This window comes from Aeromonas sp. R6-2 (assembly GCF_040908155.1).
Taxonomy (GTDB): domain Bacteria; phylum Pseudomonadota; class Gammaproteobacteria; order Enterobacterales; family Aeromonadaceae; genus Aeromonas; species Aeromonas schubertii.
In genome coordinates, this window is sequence record NZ_JBFODE010000007.1 from 1 (window position 1) to 20,866 (window position 20,866).

General features: G+C 64.6%; 18 protein-coding genes. 9 read left to right on the forward strand and 9 right to left on the reverse strand.

The features are described 5' to 3' along the window. Positions 1-29: 29 nt before the first annotated feature. From gpsA to AB5Y48_RS01540, 3 genes are read right to left on the reverse strand one after another with little or no spacing between them, the layout of a single operon-like run. Positions 30-1,034: an NAD(P)H-dependent glycerol-3-phosphate dehydrogenase gene (gene gpsA / locus AB5Y48_RS01530; RefSeq protein ID WP_050668018.1), complete on the reverse strand. Its 1,005-nt coding sequence runs from the start codon at positions 1,032-1,034 to the stop codon at positions 30-32. Position 1,035: 1 nt separating this feature from the next. Then, on the reverse strand, positions 1,036-1,509 hold the full coding sequence (gene secB, locus AB5Y48_RS01535) for a protein-export chaperone SecB (RefSeq protein WP_050668017.1): 474 nt from the start codon (positions 1,507-1,509) through the stop codon (positions 1,036-1,038). A gap of 51 nt (positions 1,510-1,560) precedes the next feature. After that, entirely contained in the window at positions 1,561-1,992 is a 432-nt protein-coding gene (locus AB5Y48_RS01540) for a rhodanese-like domain-containing protein (RefSeq protein ID WP_060587767.1), read from the reverse strand. 205 nt (positions 1,993-2,197) lie between these two features. Between AB5Y48_RS01540 and gpmM the strand changes: the two genes are divergently transcribed. From gpmM to AB5Y48_RS01560, 4 genes are all read left to right on the forward strand, one after another. Further along, positions 2,198-3,727 carry a 2,3-bisphosphoglycerate-independent phosphoglycerate mutase gene (gpmM, locus tag AB5Y48_RS01545; RefSeq protein WP_368163567.1) on the forward strand — a complete coding sequence of 510 codons (1,530 nt, stop codon included), beginning with the start codon at positions 2,198-2,200 and terminating at the stop codon, positions 3,725-3,727. A gap of 9 nt (positions 3,728-3,736) precedes the next feature. Continuing rightward, complete coding sequence (gene envC / locus AB5Y48_RS01550; RefSeq protein ID WP_368163569.1) at positions 3,737-5,026, forward strand: murein hydrolase activator EnvC; 1,290 nt, start codon at positions 3,737-3,739, stop codon at positions 5,024-5,026. A gap of 172 nt (positions 5,027-5,198) precedes the next feature. Beyond that, a complete protein-coding gene (locus AB5Y48_RS01555) occupies positions 5,199-6,419 on the forward strand; it encodes an ammonium transporter (protein WP_060587763.1) in 1,221 nt (406 codons plus the stop codon). Between the two features lie 62 nt (positions 6,420-6,481). After that, positions 6,482-7,513, forward strand: coding sequence for a substrate-binding domain-containing protein (locus AB5Y48_RS01560; RefSeq protein ID WP_368163570.1), 1,032 nt, complete (start codon positions 6,482-6,484; stop codon positions 7,511-7,513). A gap of 50 nt (positions 7,514-7,563) precedes the next feature. On the opposite strand, the gene AB5Y48_RS01565 is transcribed toward AB5Y48_RS01560, so the two are convergent. The 3 genes from AB5Y48_RS01565 to AB5Y48_RS01575 are packed head-to-tail and all read right to left on the reverse strand — an operon-like array spanning position 7,564 to position 10,529. Beyond that, on the reverse strand, positions 7,564-8,205 hold the full coding sequence (locus AB5Y48_RS01565; RefSeq protein ID WP_224160814.1) for a bifunctional 4-hydroxy-2-oxoglutarate aldolase/2-dehydro-3-deoxy-phosphogluconate aldolase: 642 nt from the start codon (positions 8,203-8,205) through the stop codon (positions 7,564-7,566). A gap of 21 nt (positions 8,206-8,226) precedes the next feature. Continuing rightward, complete coding sequence (gene edd / locus AB5Y48_RS01570) at positions 8,227-10,023, reverse strand: phosphogluconate dehydratase (protein ID WP_368163572.1); 1,797 nt, start codon at positions 10,021-10,023, stop codon at positions 8,227-8,229. Then, the gene (locus AB5Y48_RS01575) at positions 10,020-10,529 is read right to left on the reverse strand and encodes a gluconokinase (protein ID WP_368163574.1); all 510 of its coding nucleotides are present in this window, start codon (positions 10,527-10,529) and stop codon (positions 10,020-10,022) included. The genes edd and AB5Y48_RS01575 overlap by 4 nt, the downstream gene beginning before the upstream one ends. A 164-nt stretch (positions 10,530-10,693) precedes the next feature. Here AB5Y48_RS01575 and AB5Y48_RS01580 point away from each other — a divergent pair, with 164 nt between their 5' ends. From AB5Y48_RS01580 to AB5Y48_RS01595, 4 genes are all read left to right on the forward strand, one after another. Further along, positions 10,694-12,055: a GntP family permease gene (locus AB5Y48_RS01580; protein WP_224160812.1), complete on the forward strand. Its 1,362-nt coding sequence runs from the start codon at positions 10,694-10,696 to the stop codon at positions 12,053-12,055. Positions 12,056-12,224: 169 nt separating this feature from the next. Continuing rightward, entirely contained in the window at positions 12,225-13,577 is a 1,353-nt protein-coding gene (gene pssA / locus AB5Y48_RS01585) for a CDP-diacylglycerol--serine O-phosphatidyltransferase (RefSeq protein ID WP_168929937.1), read from the forward strand. 99 nt (positions 13,578-13,676) lie between these two features. Beyond that, the gene (gene recG / locus AB5Y48_RS01590; protein ID WP_050668006.1) at positions 13,677-15,746 is read left to right on the forward strand and encodes an ATP-dependent DNA helicase RecG; all 2,070 of its coding nucleotides are present in this window, start codon (positions 13,677-13,679) and stop codon (positions 15,744-15,746) included. Between the two features lie 19 nt (positions 15,747-15,765). Beyond that, positions 15,766-17,802, forward strand: coding sequence for an AsmA-like C-terminal region-containing protein (locus AB5Y48_RS01595; RefSeq protein WP_224160811.1), 2,037 nt, complete (start codon positions 15,766-15,768; stop codon positions 17,800-17,802). A gap of 4 nt (positions 17,803-17,806) precedes the next feature. Here AB5Y48_RS01595 and AB5Y48_RS01600 read toward each other — a convergent pair whose 3' ends face one another. Further along, complete coding sequence (locus AB5Y48_RS01600) at positions 17,807-18,709, reverse strand: bifunctional GNAT family N-acetyltransferase/hotdog fold thioesterase (protein ID WP_050668004.1); 903 nt, start codon at positions 18,707-18,709, stop codon at positions 17,807-17,809. Between the two features lie 51 nt (positions 18,710-18,760). Between AB5Y48_RS01600 and AB5Y48_RS01605 the strand changes: the two genes are divergently transcribed. Continuing rightward, positions 18,761-19,405: a spermidine synthase gene (locus tag AB5Y48_RS01605; RefSeq protein WP_050668003.1), complete on the forward strand. Its 645-nt coding sequence runs from the start codon at positions 18,761-18,763 to the stop codon at positions 19,403-19,405. Here the strand turns inward: AB5Y48_RS01605 and dtd are convergent. Together dtd and metA are read right to left on the reverse strand one after the other, a co-directional pair. After that, complete coding sequence (gene dtd, locus AB5Y48_RS01610) at positions 19,402-19,839, reverse strand: D-aminoacyl-tRNA deacylase (RefSeq protein WP_060587747.1); 438 nt, start codon at positions 19,837-19,839, stop codon at positions 19,402-19,404. The two genes, AB5Y48_RS01605 and dtd, sit on opposite strands and share 4 nt — an antisense overlap. A 53-nt stretch (positions 19,840-19,892) precedes the next feature. Further along, positions 19,893-20,837, reverse strand: a complete 945-nt coding sequence (gene metA, locus AB5Y48_RS01615; RefSeq protein WP_050668001.1) for a homoserine O-succinyltransferase — start codon at positions 20,835-20,837, stop codon at positions 19,893-19,895. Positions 20,838-20,866 lie beyond the last annotated feature (29 nt).

Sequence of the window (20,866 nt, forward strand, 5' to 3'; positions counted from 1 at the left end):
ACTGGCGGGGCCTTCTTGTTTCGGGTGAACTACTCGTCTTTCTTGTCCCGGGAGAGCAGGGCTATCGCCGCCTCTTTCGGGTTCTTGCCCTCGTAGAGCACCTTGTAGATCTGTTCGCAGATGGGCATCTCCACCCCACAGCGTGCCGCCAGCAGGTGCACCTCCTTGGTGTTGCGATGCCCCTCGACGACCTGGCCTATTTCGGTCATGGCACTCTCGACCGACTTGCCGGCCCCCAGCGCCAGACCGAAGCGGCGGTTGCGCGACTGGTTGTCGGTACAGGTGAGAACCAGGTCCCCGAGTCCTGCCATCCCCATGAAGGTCTTGGCATCGGCACCGAGGGCGAGCCCGAGGCGCTGCATCTCAACCAGGCCACGGGTGATGAGGGCGGTACGTGCGTTGGCACCAAAGCCCAGACCATCGGAGAGACCGGCACCGATGGCGATGACGTTCTTCACGGCGCCACCCAGCTGCAGGCCGATAAAGTCCGGGTTGGTATAGACCCGGAACGAGCGGCCACAGTGCAGCAGGTGGGAGAGGTCCTCGGCAAAGTCGTCATGGGTTGAGGCGACCGAGATGGCGGTCGGCATGCCGGCGGCCAGCTCCCTGGCGAAGGTGGGACCGGAAATCACCGCCAGCGGCATGGTATCGCCCAAGACCTCGCGCGCCACCTCTTGCAGCAGGCGGCCGCTGTCCGGCTCCAGGCCCTTGGTGGCCCAGGCGATACGGCTGTCGGGGCGCAGGAAGGGCCTGATCCGGGCCAGCACCTCTCCGAAGACATGGCTCGGGACTACCAGCAGCAGCACGGGAGCCGCCGTGACAGCCTCTTGCAGATCCGAGGTCAGCAGCAGGGAATCGGGAAAGGGCACATCCGGCAGGAAGGCCTTGTTGCAGTGCTCTCTGGCCAGATCGGCAACGTGAGCCGGATCGTGACCCCACAGCAGGGTCGGATGGCCGTTACGGGCCAGAGAAATGGCAAGGGCGGTGCCATAAGACCCCGCCCCCAAGACCGAAATGGCAGCCTTGTCACTCATCTCAAGCTTCCGCAGTGGCCTGCTCTGCCTGCAGTTGGGCCACATGCTGGGCGAACAGGGCATCGAAGTTGACTGGAGCCAGGTTCAGCTGCGGGAAGGAGCCGCGGTTAACCATGGCGGAGACGGCTTCACGAGCGTACGGGAACAGGATGTTCGGGCAGAAGGCGGCCAGGCAGTGAGCCAGCTGCGGCTCCGGCAGGTTGCCGATGGTGAAGATACCGGCCTGGTGCACTTCGCACAGGAAGGCGGTCTCTTCGCCCAGCTTGCAGGTGACGGTCAGGGTCAGCACCACTTCGTAGATGCTTTCGGCCAGCATATTGGTCTTGGTGTCCATATCCAGGCTGACTTCCGGCTGCCACTCTTTCTGGAAGATGTGCGGGGTGTTCGGTGCCTCGAACGAAACATCCTTCACATAGACGCGCTGGATGTGGAATTCCGGTTGCTGTACTTCCTGGTTGTTGATCGCTTCAGCCATGTTGTTTGATTCCTTTATTTAGCAAAAACGGGGCCTGTGGCCCCGGGATTATCAGCGCTTCTTGGTGACCGGCAGGTTATCTGCACGCCACTGGGCCATGCCACCCGCCAGGGTGTGCACCCGCTTGAAGCCATGCTTGTAGAGGGCTCCGGCGGCGGCACCCGCACTCATACCTGTCTCGCACACCACGATAATGGGGTCATCCTTGTGCTTTTCAAGCTGGCCCAGGTTGTTGGCCTGGATTTCGCTGAGGATGAGGTGCTGGGCACCGGCCAGATGGCCGCGACCAAACTCGTCGAGAGTACGGATGTCGACCACCACGGCATTCTCGCGGTTGATCAGCATGGTGGCGGCGTGGTTATTAACCGCCTTGACGGGGGAGAAACGGGCACGCACCGTGGTGTAGATCAGGGTGCCGGCCAGGCCGAACCAGGCTGCGGTGAGCAGGGGGTTGCGGCCCGCGAAATCCAGATACTCTTGCATCTTTCCTACAATCCAAATCCGGGACAAGGGCCCGAGTATACATGGGGGAGGTGAGAATATCAGCCATCAATGGGGCAAAGCGGGAGCACGTTCTCAGGCAGGGCTGGCGGGCCCCGGCGGATCAGGTGACTATTTCGGCGGATGTAGTAATATTACGCTAGTTTCGCTTTCTGCAATTCATTCCAATCCGAGAGGACATAGTCTTATGTCAACAGCCAAGAAACCCCTGGTTCTGGTCATCATGGACGGTTGGGGCTACAGCGACAAGGCAGAGCACAACGCCGTCGCCGCCGCCAACACCCCCAATCTGGATCGCCTCGCTCGTGACTACACCAGCACCCTCATCTCCGGCTCCGGCCTCGACGTCGGTCTGCCCGATGGTCAAATGGGCAACTCCGAGGTGGGTCACGTCAACATCGGCGCCGGCCGGATCGTCTACCAGGAGCTGACCCGCATCTCCAAAGACATCCAGGACGGCCCCTTCTTCGACAACGTCGAGATCGGCAAGGCCGTCGATGCCGCCGTTCAGGCCGGCAAGGCTGTCCACATTATGGGCCTGATGTCTCCGGGTGGCGTGCACAGCCACGAAGAGCACATCCTGGGGATGATCGAGATGGCCGCCCGTCGTGGCGCCGAGCAGATCTACTTCCACGCCTTCCTGGATGGCCGTGACGTGCCGCCGCGCTCCGCCCAGTCCTCCATCGAGCTGTTCGACGCCAAGTTTGCCGCCCTCGGCAAGGGTCGCTTCGCCTCCATGATCGGTCGTTACTACGCCATGGATCGCGACAACCGTTGGGACCGCGTACAGCAGGCCTATGACCTGATGACCCAGGGCAAGGGCGAGTTCACTGCCGCCTCCGCCACCGAGGCCCTGGCTGCTGCCTACGCTCGTGACGAGAACGACGAGTTCGTCAAGGCCACCCGTATCGGCGAAGCCGCCCCGATGCAGGATGGCGATGCCCTGATCTTCATGAACTTCCGTGCCGACCGTGCCCGCGAGATCACCCGCGCCTTCGTCGACACCGACTTCACCGGTTTTGCCCGCGAGGCCCTGCCGAAACTGAACTTCGTGATGCTGACCGAGTATGCGGCCGACATCAAGACCGCCTGTGCCTACCCGCCAACCGCCCTGGTCAATACCCTGGGTGAGTGGCTGGCCAAGCAGGGCAAGACCCAGCTGCGCATCTCCGAGACCGAGAAGTACGCTCACGTCACCTTCTTCTTCAACGGTGGCGAAGAGGCCTGCTTCACCGGCGAGGATCGCGAGATTGTGGCCAGCCCCAAGGTAGCCACCTACGATCTGCAGCCCGAGATGAGCTCTGGCGAACTGACCGACAAGCTGGTTGCGGCCATCAAGAGCGGCAAGTACGACGTCATCATCTGTAACTACCCGAACGGCGACATGGTCGGCCACACCGGTGTGTTCGATGCCGCGGTCAAGGCTTGCGAGGCCGTCGATCACTGCATCGGTCGTGTCACCGAGGCCCTGGCCGAGGTGGGTGGCGAATGCCTTATCACCGCCGACCACGGCAACGCCGAGAAGATGATGGATGAAGAGACCGGTCAGGCGCACACCGCCCACACCAACCTGCCGGTGCCCCTCATCTACTTCGGTCGCAAGTCCGAGGTGGTAGAGGGCGGCAAACTGTCCGATCTGGCGCCTACCATGCTGACTCTGATGGGTCTGCCTGTGCCGCCGGAAATGACTGGCAAGCCCCTGATGATTTTGAAATAATTCCGCCCCATGCGGGGACGTGACTTGATTTCAAAGCACTTACAACGCGTCGGCCTTTTGGCCGGCGCGCTGTTTTATTGCCTGAGCGCCCAGGGGGGGCTCAACAACGATCTGGGCAAGGTCCAGAACGATATCAAGGCTCAGCAGAAGGCGGTCAAGCTCGGCAAGCAGGAGCTGGCCAAGCTGGCCAAACAGCTGGAGCAGGATGAGCGCGCCGTCTCTGTCGCCGCTGCCAAGCTGGCGGATACCCGCTCTCAGCTCAAGAAGAGCGAGAGCCGTATTCAGGAGCTTGCCCGCGAGAAGGACGAACTGGAGCGCCAGGCCAACCAGCAGAAGAGCCTGCTGGCCAAGCAGGCCGAGAGTGCCTTCCGGGCCGGCGATCACGACTATCTCAAGCTGCTGCTCAACCAGCAGGATCCCAATCGCCTCAGCCGTACCATCGACTTCTACGACTACCTCAACAAGGCCCGAATTGAGGCCATCGAGTCCCTGCGTGCCACCCAGCGGCGGCTGACCGCCAATCAGGAGGCGACTCGGGAGACCCTGGGTCGTCAGCAGCGCCTCCTCGACGATCAGAAGCAGCAGCATCAGGGGCTGCTCGCCAGCCAGCAGAGCCGGGAGCAGACCCGCAGCCAGCTGCAGCAGGATGTGCAGAGCGATGAGGCCAAGCTGGCCAAGATGGTGCAGGCGGAGAAGCGCCTCAAGGCACGCCTCGAGGAGTTGCGCCGCCAGCAGGAGGAGGCCGAACGCCGCGAGCGCGAACGCATCGCCAGGATGAAGGCGGAGCAGGAGCGGCTACGCAAGCAGGCGGAGCAGGCCCAGGGGGAGGAGGAGCGCCAGCTCGCCCGCCGTCAGCAAAAAGAGCTGGAGCAGGCCGAGGCCCAGAGCCGTCGCTACAGCGGAGGCCTGAGCACCAGCAGCGCCCTGCGCTGGCCGGTGCAGGGGCCCATTCTCATCTCCTACGGGTCACGGCGCACCGCCGAGATCAAGTGGAAAGGGACCCTGATCGGCGCCCCCGAGGGCACTCAGGTCAAGGCGGTAGCGCCCGGTCAGGTGGTCTATGCTGACTGGCTCGATGGCTACGGCATGCTGCTGGTGGTCGATCATGGCAAGGGTTATATGAGCCTCTATGGTCACAACCAGTCTCTGCTGCGCCATGTGGGGCAGAAGGTCGAGCAGGGCGAGCCTGTGGCCCTGGTGGGTAACAGTGGCGGCCAGGATCAGACCGGTCTCTACTTCGAAATCCGTTATCAGGGGGAGGCGATCAACCCCACCAGGTGGCTCTCCCGGCGCAGTTAGTGCCCCATTTTGGTGCCAGGCACACAACTGGTGCCCCATCCTGAACCAATGCGTCTCTATCGGGCCCTCTTTTGGGCCCGATTTGCTGGCACGACTCCTGCTCTGCTCTCCCTCCGCCAGCCCCCTCGACGGGGCGGTGCATGACAACAAATCAGGATGATGGAGACACACAGTGCAGGACCCCAACGCTATCGCAACCCTTACCCAGAGTGCGGACACCCTGTTCGTGCTCGGCGGCGCCATCATGGTACTTGCCATGCATTCCGGCTTTGCCTTTCTCGAACTGGGCACGGTGCGCAGCAAGAACCAGGTCAACGCCCTGGTGAAGATCATCACCGACTTCGGCATCTCGACCCTGGCCTACTTCTTCATCGGCTATTGGCTTGCCTATGGCAAGACCTTCTTCGCCGATGCGCCGACCCTGGCGGCAGGGCAGGGCTACGAGCTGGTGAAGTTCTTCTTTTTGCTCACCTTCGCCGCCGCCATCCCGGCCATCGTCAGTGGCGGTATTGCCGAGCGGGCGCGCTTCTACCCCATGTTGCTCTGCTCCGGGCTCACGGTGGGGTTGGTCTATCCCCTGTTCGAGGGGATCGCCTGGAATGGCAACTTCGGCCTGCAGGCATGGCTTGAGCTGCGCTTCGGGGCCCCCTTCCACGACTTTGCCGGCTCGGTGGTGGTGCATGCCGTGGGGGGCTGGATCGGCCTGGTGGCCGTGGTACTGCTCGGCATGCGCAAGGGGCGCATTCGCGGTGGTCAGGCGGTGGGCTTTGCCCCCTCGAACATCCCCATGCTGGCGCTCGGGGCCTGGGTTCTCACGGTCGGCTGGTTCGGCTTCAACGTCATGTCGGCCCAGAAGCTGGGGGGGATCAGCGGTTTGGTCGCCCTCAACTCCCTGATGGCCATGGTCGGCGGTACCCTGGTGGCCATGCTGCTCGGCCGCAACGACCCGGGCTTCATCCACAACGGTCCCCTGGCCGGGTTGGTGGCGGTGTGTGCCGGTTCGGATCTGATGCACCCCTTGAGCGCCCTGCTGGTCGGGGGCGTGGCCGGGGCCATCTTCATCGGCACCTTCACCTGGTTGCAGCGCAAGCGCCCCCAGATAGACGACGTGCTCGGGGTGTGGCCCCTGCACGGACTGTGCGGTGCCTGGGGAGGGATCGCGGCCGGCATCTTCGGCCATCCCTACCTGGGTGGCATGGGCGGGGTGAGTCTCAGCAGCCAGCTGATCGGCACAGGTCTTGGTATCCTGACAGCCCTGTGTGGCGGCGCTCTGATCTACGGCCTGATGAAGCGGCTGGTGGGACTGCGCCTGAGCGAGGAAGAGGAGTTTATTGGCGCCGACCTCGCCATCCATCACATCGCCGCCACCAACCGGGACAAGGCACCCATCTGACGGCTGACTTGGGGGAGCAAAACGGGTATGTTACACGTAACATTTTCCGCCGGTTCTCCCCCATGCACGACACCCGAAAACGTCGCCCCACCCTGCAGGATATCGCCGACCGGGTCGGCGTGACCAAGATGACGGTCAGCCGCTATCTGCGTGACCCCGGCTCGGTGGCCGAGGCCACCCGGCAGCGCATCGCCGAGGCGGTCGAGGCGCTCGGCTATATTCCCAGCCGGGCGCCTGACATCCTCTCCAACGCCACCAGTCGCGCCATCGGTATCCTGATTCCCTCTCTCTCCAACCAGGTCTTCTCGGCCGTGGTGCAGGGGGTCGAGGCGGTCACCCGTGCGGCCGGCTACCAGACCCTGCTGGGACACTATGGCTATAGCCCGGAACGGGAGGAGGAGCAGGTCGCCTCGCTGCTCTCGTTTCATGTGGATGGGCTCATCCTCTGCGATACCGAACACACCGAGCGCACCCGCAAGATGATCGCCACGGCAGGCATTCCTGTGGTGGAGGCGATGGACTTCCCCGAGGCCCCCATCGACATGGTGGTGGGAATGGATCACCGCGCCGCGGCGCGTGCCATGACCGAGGCGATGCTGGCCCGGGGACGGCGTCATATCGTCTATCTGGGGGCTCGTCTCGACGTTCGCACCCGGTTGCGGATGGCCGGCTACTACGATGCCATGGGAGCGGCCGGGTTGACGGGGGAGCACCTGCTGACCGGGGAGTCCTCCACCTTCATCCTCGGTGGCTCCTTGCTGGATCAGGCGTTGGTCCGCTGGCCCGACCTGGATGGCCTGTTCTGCACCAACGATGACCTGGCGGTGGGGGCCATACTGCGTGCCCAGGCGCTCGGCATCCCGGTTCCGGGGCAGATTGCCATCGCCGGTGCCAATTCCCTCAACATAGGGCGCGCCATCTCGCCGCAACTGGCCAGCATCATCACCCCGCGTGAGGAGATAGGGCGCGAGGCCGCCACTCTGCTACTGGCCAGCCTGGCCGGTCAGTCGCTGGCGACCAAGGTGCGCGACCTCGGCTTCACCCTGTTCGAGGGGGAGAGCCTGGGTGAGATCCCCCGGCCCATCCGTTCATGAAACAGGCCACCCCTCGGGGTGGCCTGTCGGTTTGGCAGGGGGCGCCGTGCTTAGCGGCTGACCAGTGCGACCGCCTCGCGGGAGAGGCGGGTCACCTCGTCCCAGTTGCCGGCCTTGACGGTGTCGGCTGGCAGCATCCAGGAGCCGCCGACGGTGGCGACGCTCTTAAGGGCTAAATAATCGGCCACGTTCTTCGGGCCAATACCGCCGGTCGGGCAGAAGCGCACCTGGGGCAGGGGAGCGGCGATGGCGGCGAGCGCCTTGGTGCCCCCGTTGGCCTCGGCCGGGAAGAACTTCAGATGATCGTAGCCGGCTTCCAGGGCCTGCATCACCTCGGAGGGGGTGGCGACGCCCGGGATCAGCGGTGCACTCCCCCTTGCGGCATGGGCCAACAGGGCCGGGGTCATGCCCGGGGAGATGACGAAGCGGGCGCCGGCGGCGACGGCGGCGTCATACTGGGCGGCGTTGATGACGGTGCCGGCCCCGACCATGGCCTCGGGCATCGCCCTGGCGATGCGCTCGATGGCGGCCAGAGCCACCGGGGTGCGCAGGGTGATCTCGAACACCGAGATGCCACCGGCCAGCAGGGCCTCGGCCATCGGCACGGCCTGCTCCAGATCGGTGATGACCATGACCGGGACCAGGGGAGAGGCGGCGAAGACCTCGGCGGGGGAGACGTTCCAGTTGTGCATGGGAATTTCCTTCTGCTGATCTTATTCGAAGATGGTGGCGCCACACTCGGCGCTGGATACGGCGCGACGCATCACGCCAAACAGTTCACGACCCCAGCCTTCCTGCTCGGTGCTGAGATCGATGGGGGCCGGCTCGCGGCCGCTCAGATCGCTCAGGCACATCAGGCTGCCCTGATTGGCGTCGAGGCGCAACAGGTCGCCATCGCGCAGCAGGCCGATGGCTCCGCCGTGCAGCGCCTCCGGGGTGACGTGGATGGCGGCCGGGATCTTGCCCGAGGCGCCGGAGAGGCGGCCGTCGGTCACCAGAGCCACCTTGTAGCCGGCCTTCTGCAGGTTGCCCAGCACCGGCATCAGCTTGTGCAGCTCCGGCATGCCGTTGGCGGCCGGGCCGTTGTGGCGAACCACGATGACGGCGTCCTGATTGAGTTCACCGGCCTTGTAGGCGGCCTCCACCGCGTGCTGGGAGGAGAAGACCCGGGCCGGCGCCTCGACGAGGCGATACTCGGGGGCCACGGCGGAGACCTTGACCACGGCGCGGCCCAGGTTGCCGTCGAGCACCCTGGTACCGCCGCTCGCCTGGAACCGGGCGCCGGGCAGGGCCAGCACCTCCGGGTCGCGGCTCGCCCCCGCCTCTTGCCACACCAGCTGACCCTCCACCAGGTGCGGGTTCTTGAGATAGTCGGCCATGCTGCCGAACACCGGGGTGGCGTCCAGGTGCAGCAGTTGTTGCTCGGCCAGACGGCGCAGCAGACCCGGTACGGCCCCGGCCTCCTGGAAGGCGTTCACATCGGCCGGACCGTTCGGGTACATGCGCACCAGCAGTGGTACCACATCGGAGAGCTCGCTGAGATCGTCCCAGGTCATGATGAGGCCGGCCTGACGGGCGATCGCCACCATGTGGATGCTGTGGTTGGTGCTGCCGCCGGAGGCGAGCAGGGCCACCAGGCCGTTGACCAGGCTGCGCTCGTCGAGCACCTCGGCCAGGGGGCGGAAGTGGCCTGAACCGCCGACCATGGCGCTGATGCGCCGGGCGGCTTCCCGGGTCAAGGCCCGGCGCAGCTCGCTGTGGGGATGCACGAAGGCCGAGCCCGGCAGCATCAGCCCCATCGCCTCGAACACCAGCTGGTTGGTGTTGGCGGTGCCATAGAAGGTACAGGTGCCGGCGGCGTGGTAGGCGCCGCACTCCATCTTGAGCAGGGCGTCGCGCCCTACTTCACCGGCGGCGTACTGCTGGCGCACCTTCACCTTCTCGTCGTTGCTGATGCCGCTGGCCATGGGACCGGCCGGCACGAAGGCGGTCGGCAGGTGGCCGTGGGAGAGGGCCCCCATCAGCTGGCCCGGGGCTATCTTGTCACACACCCCAAGCAGCAGGGTGGCGTCGAAGGTGTTGTGGGAGAGGGAGAGGGCGGTGGCCTGGGCGATCAGATCCCGGGAGAAGAGGGACATGTCCATCCCCGGTTGGCCCTGGGTGACGCCATCGCACATGGCGGGCACGCCGCCCGCCACTTGGGCGCTGTGGCCCAGCTCGGCCAGCGCACCCTTGATGATCTCCGGGTAGCCCTGATAGGGCTGGTGGGCACTCAACATGTCGTTGTAGGCGGTGACTATGCCCACGTTGGCGCGGGTCATGTCGAGGATGCGCCCCTTCTCGTCACAGCTCGAGGCGGCGACGGCGTGGGCCAGGTTGCCGCAGGCCAGGGCGGCGCGGGTCTTGCCCCTGGCGGCCATCTGCTCGATGCGGGCGAGATAGGCGGCGCGGCGCGTCTGGCTGCGCTCGCGAAGGCGGGCGGTGACGCGGGCGATGACGGGATGGATCATTGCTTTGCCTCCAGGGCGTGGACGGCGCGCTCCACCACTTGCTCGAAGCTGCCGTCGATGTCGATACGGATCACCCCGGTTTCCCCTTCCGGTCGCTCCAGGGTGGTGAACTGGCTCTGCAACATGGCCTCTTTCATGAAGTGTCCCTGGCGCGCCTTCATGCGCTCGAGGATGAGGTTGAACTCGCCGTCGAGAAACAGGAAGCGCACCGAGCGGTTGCCGTCGCGGATGAGGTCACGGTACTGACGCTTGAGGGCCGAGCAGACGATGATGCCGGTCTCGTTCTTGTGCTCGAGGCTGTAGGCCGCATCACGGATACGCTCGAGCCAGGGGGCACGATCCGCGTCGTTGAGAGGGGTGCCGTTGGCCATCTTCTGGATGTTGGCTCTCGGGTGGAGATCGTCCCCGTCGATAAACTTGGCGCCGATGGCTTCTGCCACCCGGGCGCCTACCGAGGATTTACCGCTGCCGGAGACCCCCATCACGATAATGCTCATTCCCGCCATTGTTTGACCTCTATCTCACTTCTTGAAAATCGTTTGTCGAATGGCTTCTAACTTACCACGTTACCGGTAACATGTTACCGGTAACGTTGCGCATTGTGAAGTGAAGCACAGAATCGTGCGACGCATAATAGGAACCAAGTGAGGATAAGAAAATGGATGGAGCGGTGAACACACCCGATGTGGCCTATCTGCTGTCTGTCGCAGGTGGCGCCATCGTTCTGCTGCTATTGCTGATCATGCGTTTCAAGGTGCACGCCTTCGTCGCCCTGACGCTGGTCAGCCTGATCACAGCCCTGGCCACCGGGGTGACCTACGACCAGGTGATACCCACCATGCTGGGCGGTTTTGGCAGCACCCTGGCCTCGGTGGCGCTGTTGGTGGGGTTGGGCGCCATGATAGGGCGGATCCTGGAGCAGACCGGGGGGGCCAAGGTGCTGGCCGATACCCTGATCAACCGCTTCGGGCCCGAGCGGGCACCGCTGGCGCTGGGGGTGGCCTCCCTGCTGTTTGGCTTCCCCATCTTCTTCGATGCGGGGCTCATCGTCATGCTGCCCATCATCTTCAGCGTGGCCAAGCAGTTTGGCGGCTCTGTGCTCAAGTATGCACTCCCCTCGGCCGGCGCCTTTGCCGTGATGCATGCCTTCCTGCCTCCTCACCCGGGGCCGGTGGCGGCGAGTGAGTTGCTGGGGGCCAACATAGGCTTGCTGACCGTGGTGGGCTTGCTGGTGGCGATCCCCACCTGGTATTTGGGGGCCTATCTCTATGGTCTGTGGGCCGGCAAGAAGTTCGAGATCCCCCTGCCACCGCGTTTTGTCGCAGATGCCCAGGTCAGCCATGAGGCGGCGCCGAGCTTCGGGCAGGTGCTCTCGATCCTGCTGTTGCCCCTGCTCCTCATCTTCATGGATACCGGACTCAACACCCTGGGCACCATGGGGATGGTGGACAAGGGGGCCGAGTGGGTCAATGTGCTGCGGATGGTCGGCAAGACCCCGGTCGCCCTGCTGATTACCCTGATCTATGCCCTCTTCCTGTTTCGTCAGAGCCAGGGCAAGGTGGCGCTCGAGAAGTTGTGTAACGAGGCGCTCGCCCCCGTCTGTGCCGTCATTCTGGTGACCGGTGCCGGCGGCATGTTCGGCGGTGTGCTGCGTGCCAGTGGCATAGGTGCGGCACTGGCCGATGTACTCTCCGATACCGGGATGCCGGTGATCCTGGCGGCATTCCTGGTCTCTACCGCCCTGCGCGTGGCCCAGGGCTCGGCGACCGTGGCACTGACGACCACGGCGGCCCTCATGGCGCCGACGGTGGCGGCCACTGCCGGGCTGAGCGAGCTGGATCTCACCTTTATCGTCATCGCCATCGCCGGCGGGGCCACAGTGCTCTCCCACTTCAACGACTCCGGTTTCTGGCTGGTGGGGCGTTTCCTCAACATGGACGAGAAGACCACCCTCAAGACCTGGACCGTCATGGAGACCCTTCTGGGGACGATTGCCTTCCTGATCGTGGCGCTGGCCAGCATGATTTTCTGAGTGACCGTCGTGCCAAACACCATGGGGCCGGCCTTGCGCCGGCCCCATGGTTATGGTGCCTGAATCGACTTTTTACCGATTCTTGCTTGGGGACGCCGCCGACCGTTGCTAGAATTGCCCATTCCCCGCTTCGAGTGGAACGCGTAACGCAGTGATTTCAGGTTTCTCTATGCATTTACCGGCACATTATCGACAGCTGTTGGAGCGCTTGCCCAAGATCGCCGTGGGCGCAGACCGTTTTGACGTGCTCTACAGCGCCAAGGATTTCAAGCAGCGCATCCTCGATCTCATCGCCAGCGCGCGCCAGCGCATCTATCTGGTGGCCCTCTACCTGCAAGATGACGAGGCGGGCCGCGAGATCCTGGATGCCCTCTACGCCGCCAAGGGACGTAATCCCGACCTCGACATCAAGGTCTTCGTCGACTTCCACCGTGCCCAGCGCGGCCTGATCGGCAAGGGGGCCCAGGGAGGCAACCACCTGCGCTACCAGGCCATGGCGGCCGAGCACAAGGAGCGCATCGCGATCTATGGTGTACCGGTCAAGGGGCGCGAGCTGCTCGGGGTGTTACACCTCAAGGGCTTCGTCTTCGACGACACCGTGCTTTACTCGGGCGCCAGCCTCAACGATGTCTACCTGCACCAGCAGGAGCGCTATCGTTTCGACCGCTACCACCAGATCGAGAGCCACGAGCTGGCCAATGCCATGGTGCGCTATGTGGACGACTACTTCGTCGCGAGCGATGCGGTATCCCGGCTCGACAAGCCGGCCATCCCCACCGCCAAGCAGCTCAAGGGGACGATCCGCCGCTTCAAGGGGCAACTGGCCCGCAGCCACTACCGTTTCAACTCCAGCCTGCCGGTGGCGGGTGAGGTGGCGGTGACGCCCCTGGTGGGACTCGGCAAGCGCAACAACCAGCTCAACCGGATGATCCGTAACCTGGTGCGCGGCTGCGAGCGCGAGATCTTCATCTGCACTCCCTACTTCAATCTGCCCAAGGAGTTGGCCAAGGATATCGAGGGGCTGTTGCGCCACGGGCGCAAGGTGACGATCGTGGTCGGCGACAAGACCGCCAACGACTTCTATATCCCGCCCGAGGAGAAGTTCTCCACCATCGGCGGCCTGCCGTATCTGTACGAAGCGAACCTGCGCAAGTTTGCCCAGCGTAACCAGCACCACATCGACAGCGGCCTGCTCAACATGATGCTGTGGCGCCACGAGCGGCACTCCTACCACCTCAAGGGGATCTTCGTGGATGGCGGCGAGTGGGCCCTGCTCACCGGCAACAACCTCAATCCCCGTGCCTGGTCCCTGGATCTGGAGAACGGCCTGCTGGTCAAAGATGCCCAGCACCTGCTGGCCGAGCACTTCACTCGCGAGCGGGAAAATATTCTGCAGCATACCCAGAGGGTTACCCGTTTCAACGAGGTGGAGCAGATTGGCGACTATCCGGAGCAGGTGCGTCGCCTGCTGGCGCGGATTCACAGGGTCAAGGCTCACCTGCTGCTCAAACGCATCATCTGACCCGATTGCCGCTTTTGTAAGCGTTCCAAAGGCCTCCCGTTTTCGGGAGGCCTTTGTTATTATCTGGACGTATTTACAGTACTGTCGGGCATCTGGTTGATGAAATTGGATAAAATCCCGCTGGACAGCCTCAAGGGCGTGGGCGGCAAGATGCAGGAGAAGCTGGAGCGACTGGGACTGGTCACGGTCCAGGATCTCTTGTTCCACCTGCCACATCGTTATGAGGACCGCACCCGGGTGTGGCCCATCGGCGATCTCTTGCCCGGCACCACCTGCGCGGTTGAGGGGGAGATCCAGGACAGCCAGCTGTTGATGGGGCGCAAGCGCATGCTGGTGTGCCGCATCAGCGACGGCAGCGGCAGCATCACCCTGCGCTTTTTCAACTTCACCGCCGCCCAGAAAAACAGCCTCAGCGCCGGGCGCCTGATGCGCTGCTTCGGCGAGATCCGCCCCGGCAAGTTCGGTCTCGAGATCATTCACCCTGAGTACAAGCTGCTCGGGGAGGAGCAGGCCGGCCAGGCCGAAGAGGCTCTCACGCCGGTCTATCCCACCACCGAAGGGCTGCGCCAGCTGACCCTGCGCGGCCTCACCGATCAGGCGCTGGTGCTGCTGGCCGAGCACGGGGTGGAGGAGCTGCTGCCCGCCGGTCTCTACCCGACCCAGATCTCCCTGGCCGAAGCCCTGCGCCTGTTGCACCGGCCGCCGCCGGACGTGGCCCTCGACCAGCTCGAGAGCGGTCGCCACCCGGCCCAGGCCCGACTGGTGATGGAGGAGCTGCTGGCCCACAATCTCTCGGTGCTCAAGGTGCGCGAGCAGGCCCAGACCCAGGCGTCGGTGCCCCTGCCGCCGGCCCCCGAGCTGGTGGGGCGGCTGCTCGCCTCGCTCCCCTTCGCGCCGACCGGTGCCCAGCGCCGGGTGGTGGAGGAGATCAGCCGCGACCTGCAGCGTGGCCACCCCATGATGCGGCTGGTGCAGGGGGATGTGGGCTCGGGCAAGACGCTGGTGGCCGCCATGGCAGCCCTGCAGGCCATTGGCAACGGCTATCAGGTGGGGCTGATGGCCCCCACCGAGCTGCTGGCCGAGCAGCATGCCATCAACTTCGGCCGCTGGCTCGAGCCGCTTGGCATCAAGGTGGGCTGGCTCGCCGGCAAGCAGAAGGGCAAGGCGCGGGAAGAGGCGCTCAATGCCATCGCCGATGGCTCCGCCGCCATGGTGGTGGGCACCCACGCCATCTTCCAGGAGCAGGTCAACTTTCATCGCCTCGGGCTGGTCATCATCGACGAGCAGCACCGTTTCGGGGTGCACCAGCGCCTGGCCTTGCGCGAGAAGGGGGAGCGTGACGGAGTGCACCCGCACCAGCTCATCATGACGGCCACCCCGATCCCGCGCACCCTGGCCATGACCGCTTACGCCGATCTCGACACCTCGGTCATCGACGAGCTGCCCCCCGGGCGTACCCCCATCACCACGGTGGCGGTGCCCGACACCCGCCGCCAGGATGTGATCGAGCGGGTGCGGCTGGCCTGTACCGAGGGCAAGCAGGCCTACTGGGTCTGTACCCTGATCGAGGAGTCCGAGGTGCTCGAGTGTCAGGCCGCCGAAGAGACGGCCGCCGAGCTGCAGCGTCTGCTGCCCGGGCTGCACATCGGCCTAGTGCACGGGCGGATGCGCCCGATCGAGAAGCAGCGGGTGATGGAGGAGTTCAAGGCCGGCATACTGCAACTGCTGGTGGCTACCACCGTCATCGAGGTGGGGGTGGACGTGCCCAACGCCAGCCTGATGATCATCGAAAACCCCGAGCGACTGGGTCTGGCGCAGCTGCACCAGCTGCGCGGACGGGTGGGCCGGGGGGCGGTGGCCTCCCACTGCGTACTGCTCTACCATGCCCCCTTGTCCAAGACAGCCCAGAGCCGGCTCGGGGTACTGCGAGAAACCAACGACGGCTTCGTCATCGCCCAGCGCGATCTGGAGTTGCGCGGCCCTGGCGAGCTGCTCGGTACCCGACAGACCGGGCTGGCCGATCTCAAGATCGCCGATCTGGTGCGCGACCAGCCGCTCATCCCCCAGGTGCAGAAGCTGGCGCGCTACCTGATGGACCAATACCCGTCCCATGTGGACCCGCTGATCCGCCGCTGGCTGGGGTTGCGGGAACACTACTCCACCGTCTGACTCGAGGAGGAAGGCATCGATGAACGCATGGCTCCGTGCCCTCTTGTACACCCTTGCCTTCCTGCTGCTGACTGTCTGGGTCGTGCTGGGTCTGTTCGATGCCGAACGGGCCAAGGCGCCGTTGGCCCGCTGGCTCTCGGCCCAGAGCGGGGTGCCGGTCGCCATCGGCAAGCTGGTTTTTAACCCCTTGCACCCCTACACCCTGCTCGCCGAACAGGTGCAGGTGGGGGAGGCGCTGACCCTGGACAAGCTCTACGTCGAGGTGGAGTCGGTGGACTGGCTGGAGCGTGACGTGCGTCTGGCTCACCTCGATCTGATCCGTCCGAGGATCACCTTGCCGCTGCCTCAGGGGTTGCCGACGCTCCCCATCAACCGCCTCAGCGTGGCAGACGGCCGCATCGACCGTCTCTCACTGAGTGGACCGCTTGGCAAGGTGACCGGCCTCTCGGCGGGGATCCGCGACTGGCAGCTTATCGACCCGGTGCGCCCGCCCCAGGCCAACCTGACCCTCAATATCAACGCCCTCGAGACCCCCTGGCTGGCCCTGTCGCGCCTGACCCTGAGCGGCAAGCTGGAGGGGCAGAAGCTGTCGGTGGACAGGCTGGTGGCCAACGCCTTCGACGGCCTCATCGAGGCTGACATGGTGCTGGACTGGGGTGCGCGCAGCCTGCAGCTGGACCGCTTCAAGGGGAGCGGCATGAACATAGAGCTCGGGGATCTGGAGCGTCTCGAGTTTCCCTTGACCCAGGTCAGCATCAGCCATGGCCAACTCGAGCATGTCAGTCTCAACGCCCTCACCCAGGAGTTGGCACTCAACGACATCAACGTCAGCCTGGGTGGCATTGAGTGGCGCCAGGGGCAGGCGCCGACCGGCTTCGTCCACGGTCGTCTCGGGGAGATTGGCCGCGGCCTGTTCCAGCTCGAGGGGGTCGACACGGATCTTGCCATGTACCCGGATCGCCTCGATGGGGAGTTCAGGGGCAAGGCCTACGATGGCAGCTTCAATCTGGAGGTGAGCGTCGCCCCGGCCCGCTCCGAGTGGACCGTCAAGGATCTGACCCTGAGCGGCATGGAGCTCTCCCTGCCTGCCGGTTGGTGGCAACAATGGCGCTCCTGGCATCCCGCCCGGCTCGATGTGCGGCGCATTGCCCTCGACAAGATGCGGGTGCTCTCGTTTGACGATGCGGTGCCCCTCTCCCTGATGAACTGGCAACTCTTCGTCAACGACCTGCGCCTCAAGGGCGAAGAGGTGACTCCCCTGATCGGTCGGGCGCGCCTCGAGAGCCACTGGGAGGAGCTGGTGTGGAAGGGGCTCTCCAGTCGCAAGGGAGAGCTGTTGCTCGAGCTCACCCCGGAGCAGTGGCAGCTGCGGAACCTCGAGAGCCGGCTGCCTGATGATGGCCACCTCAAGCTGGCCGGTAGCTGGGGATTGCAGCCGGGTCAGCCGGGGTCGCTTACCCTGGCCGGCCGCGGCCTGGATTTGGAGCAGTGGGCCAAGCTGGGGGGCGCTCCGCTGACCCTCTCCGGCAAGGGGGATCTGGACGCCTCTGTGCAGGCGAGCGACAGCCAACGCTGGCGTGAGACGCTGGGGGGGAGCCTGAGTCTCTCTTTAAGCGATCCCTTCTGGGAAGGGGTGAAGCTCGACCCCCTGCTCGATGAGTGGTTTGGCCGAACCGAGGCCCCGGCCCTCGATGCTGCCAGCCTCTGGCAGGGGATGCAGGGGGGCGATACCCCCTTCTATCGCATCGCCCTCAAGGGGGAGGCGAAAGAGGGCAGGGTGAGCCTGAACGGCGGCGCCAGCACCATCACCCACTTGCTGGCCCTGCGCGGCGATCTCGATCTCGCCAACGGCGAGTGGGCGCTCGATCTCGGTGCCCTCAACAGCCAGGGATGCGCCGAGCTGCTGACCGAGTGGCGCGGCCCCCTGGCAGCTCCGACCCTGGCCTGGCGCTTTCCGGCCCGCGAGAGCGAATGTGGCTGGCCAGCGGCGGGGGTTGCCTATCCGGCCCAAGGGCCAGGCGGACGGCTGCACCAGGTCGAGCCGGCCACTCGCTAAGGGGTTATCCCTTCCTGACCGGCTGCACCACGTACTGGCCGATAAACTCGGCAGCCAGCTTGCCACCGCTGTAGAGCTGCACCGAGAGCTGGAAGCGGGCAGCCTCACCGCTGCGCAGGGGCAGCAGGGCGGCGGGCATCCCCTCCCGGGCGACCCTGGCCTCGGGGCTTGCCTTTACCGGCCGGTAGTAGCGAATATTGCCCTCGGCCAGCACCGTATCCCCCACCACTCCCAGCTCCTTGAGTTGCAGCCAGATAAGGCCCCATCCCGCCAGCACACAGAGGCTGTAGATGCTGCCGGCAAACATGGTGTCGTGGACGTTGAGATTGGCCGCCAGATTGGCGCCCAGATGGAGGGTCTGGCCATCATAGTGGTGGATCTGCACCCCCATCTTCTCGCTGATGGGAATGCCGCGGGACCAGCGGGTCGCCAGATCCTGACACCACTCGGGGCGATAGGCGATGGTCTGCAGGGGGGCGAGGGACTTGATCATCTGGCGGTGCGGGATGCGGCCAAAGGTGACCGGCCCTTCCCCCACCTCGAGAAAGCCACACTTGCGGTAGAACTCCACCGCCTCCTGGCGGGCGTTCATCACCAGCCGCTTGACCTTCTCCTCCCGGGCTCGCTGTTCGAGATCTTCGACCATGCGAGCACCCAGCCCCTGGCCCCGGTATTGGGGCAACATGCCCATGAAGCGGATCTGCGCCTCGTCGCCGCCCACGAAGAGACGGCCGACGGCGATGGGATTGCCCGCCTCGTCGAGCATCATGCGATGAATGGCGACGCTGTCGTATTCGTCGCGCTCCGAGCCGAGGGGCAGGTTGAAGGGCTTGCGCAACAGCTCCCAGCGCAGACGGTAATAGGCATCCAGTTCGGTGTCGGTGTGGGGGGTAATCACCCGGTACATGCACCCCTCCTTGGGTTAAAATGGTCTCAAACCATCTTGCCCATTAGCCCCATGAACTTCAATCTGGAAGCGCGCCACCCCGATACCCTGCTCCATCTCGACCACTACAGTGGCCGGCGTCTTGCCGTGCTGGAAGATGCCGACTTTCGCTGGCTGGAGATCGACGATGTGGTCCAGTCAGTCCTCTGCCGGACGACTCCGGAGGCGCTCTGCCTGCCTCATCTGCGGATGGTGCAAGCCTGCCTGCCCGACAAGGCTACCCGCATGCTGGAGCTGGGGTTGGGGGGGGGTGACATGACCCGCCATTTGGCGGCGCGCTGGCCCGGGGCCGAACACCATTGTGTGGAGCTGGATCGGGAGGTGCTTGAGCTCTACCGGCGCTTCTTCCAGGGAGGGGAACAACCCACCCTTCACCACGCCGATGCGCTGGCCTATCTGGAGCGAGAGGAGGCAACCTTTGACCTGATCCTGCTCGACCTGTTCGGCCAGGATGGCAATCCCCCCCTGATGTTTCAGCCTGCTCTCTATCAGGCCCTGGCCCGACGGTTGGGGGGAACCCTGCTGGTCAACCTGTTGCCCCGTACCCGGCTGGAACTGGAGCGGGTGCTGCACCTGTGTGCCGAGCATCTGGGGCAGGCCGAGCTGTGGCCCGTCCCCGGATACCGCAACATCATCCTCAGCCTGGTGTACGACTAGACCTGTAGCCAGAAGGTAACCGGCCCGTCATTGATCAGGGCTACCTTCATGTCGGCGGCGAAACGCCCGGTTTGCGTGGTCAGACCGCCGGCACGGGCCTGCTCCACGAAGTAGTCGTAGAGGCGCTCTGCCTCGGTGGGGTGGGCACCGCCCGAGAAGCTGGGGCGCATCCCTTTCTTGGTGTCGGCGGCCAGGGTGAATTGGGAGACCACCAGCAGGCTGCCACCGGCCTGTTCCACGTTGAGGTTCATCTTCCCCTCTGGGTCGGAGAAGATGCGATAGCCGCGCACCTTGTGCAGCAGGCGATCGGCGTGGGATGGGGTATCCCCCTGCTCGACCCCCAGCAACACCAGCAGGCCTCCGTCGATGGCACCCACCACCTCCCCATCGACGGTGACACTGGCCTCACTCACCCGTTGAATCAATGCAATCACGACGTCACTCCCGAAAGTCAAAGGACCGAGCATAACAGCCCGGCCCCGAACGGTCAGTTCTTGTTGGCGTAGGTGAAGACCTTGCCGATGTCCTCGAGGCGGTAGCTGGTGAGCTGGTAGACGTAGTAGTTGAGCCAGTTGGAGAAGAGCAGGTGGCCGTGGCTGCGCCAGGTGGCCCTGGGCGGGCGAGCCGGATCGTTGTGCGGGTAGTAGTTGACCGGCACCATGGGGTCGAGACCTGCCTCGAGGTCCCTGTGATACTCCTGGTCCAGGGTCAGGGCGTCGTATTCCGGATGACCGGTGACAAACACCTGGCGACAGTCCCGGGTGGCGGCGAGGTAGACCCCGGCCTCCTCAGACTCGGCAAAGATCTGCAAGTCGGTCTGGGCCCGGATAAGGTCACCGTCGAAGGCCGCGTAGCGGGAGTGGGGGGCGACAAACTCGTCGTCGAATCCGCGCAGCAGGGGCTCGTGATCCACCAGACGCTGGTGGTGATAGACCCCGGAGAGCTTCTCGCCACGGGTCTGTTTCTCCATGCCGTAGAGCACCTTGAGGGCCGCCTGTACCGCCCAGCAGAGGAACAGGGTAGAGGTGACGTGTTCATGGGACCAACGGATGATCTCGCCGATCCGCTCCCAATAGACCACGTCCTCAAACTCCACCAGGCCAAGGGGGGCGCCGGTGATGATCATGCCGTCATAGTTGTTGCCACGCACCTGCTCGAAGTCGTGATAGAAGTTCTCCAGGTGGGCTTGCGGGGTGTTACGGGAATCCCTGTCGTCGATACGCAGCAGGTCGACGTGTACCTGCAGCGGGGTATTGGAGAGCATGCGCAGCAGCTGGATCTCGGTCTCGATCTTCTTGGGCATCAGGTTGAGGATCAGCACCCGCAGGGGGCGGATATTCTGGGTGACGGCGCGCGACTCGCTCATCACGAAGATATTCTCTTCCCCCAGCACGGCGGCGGCGGGCAACTGGTCCGGAATCTTGATTGGCATGCTCACTCCCTGCACTACATCAGTAAATA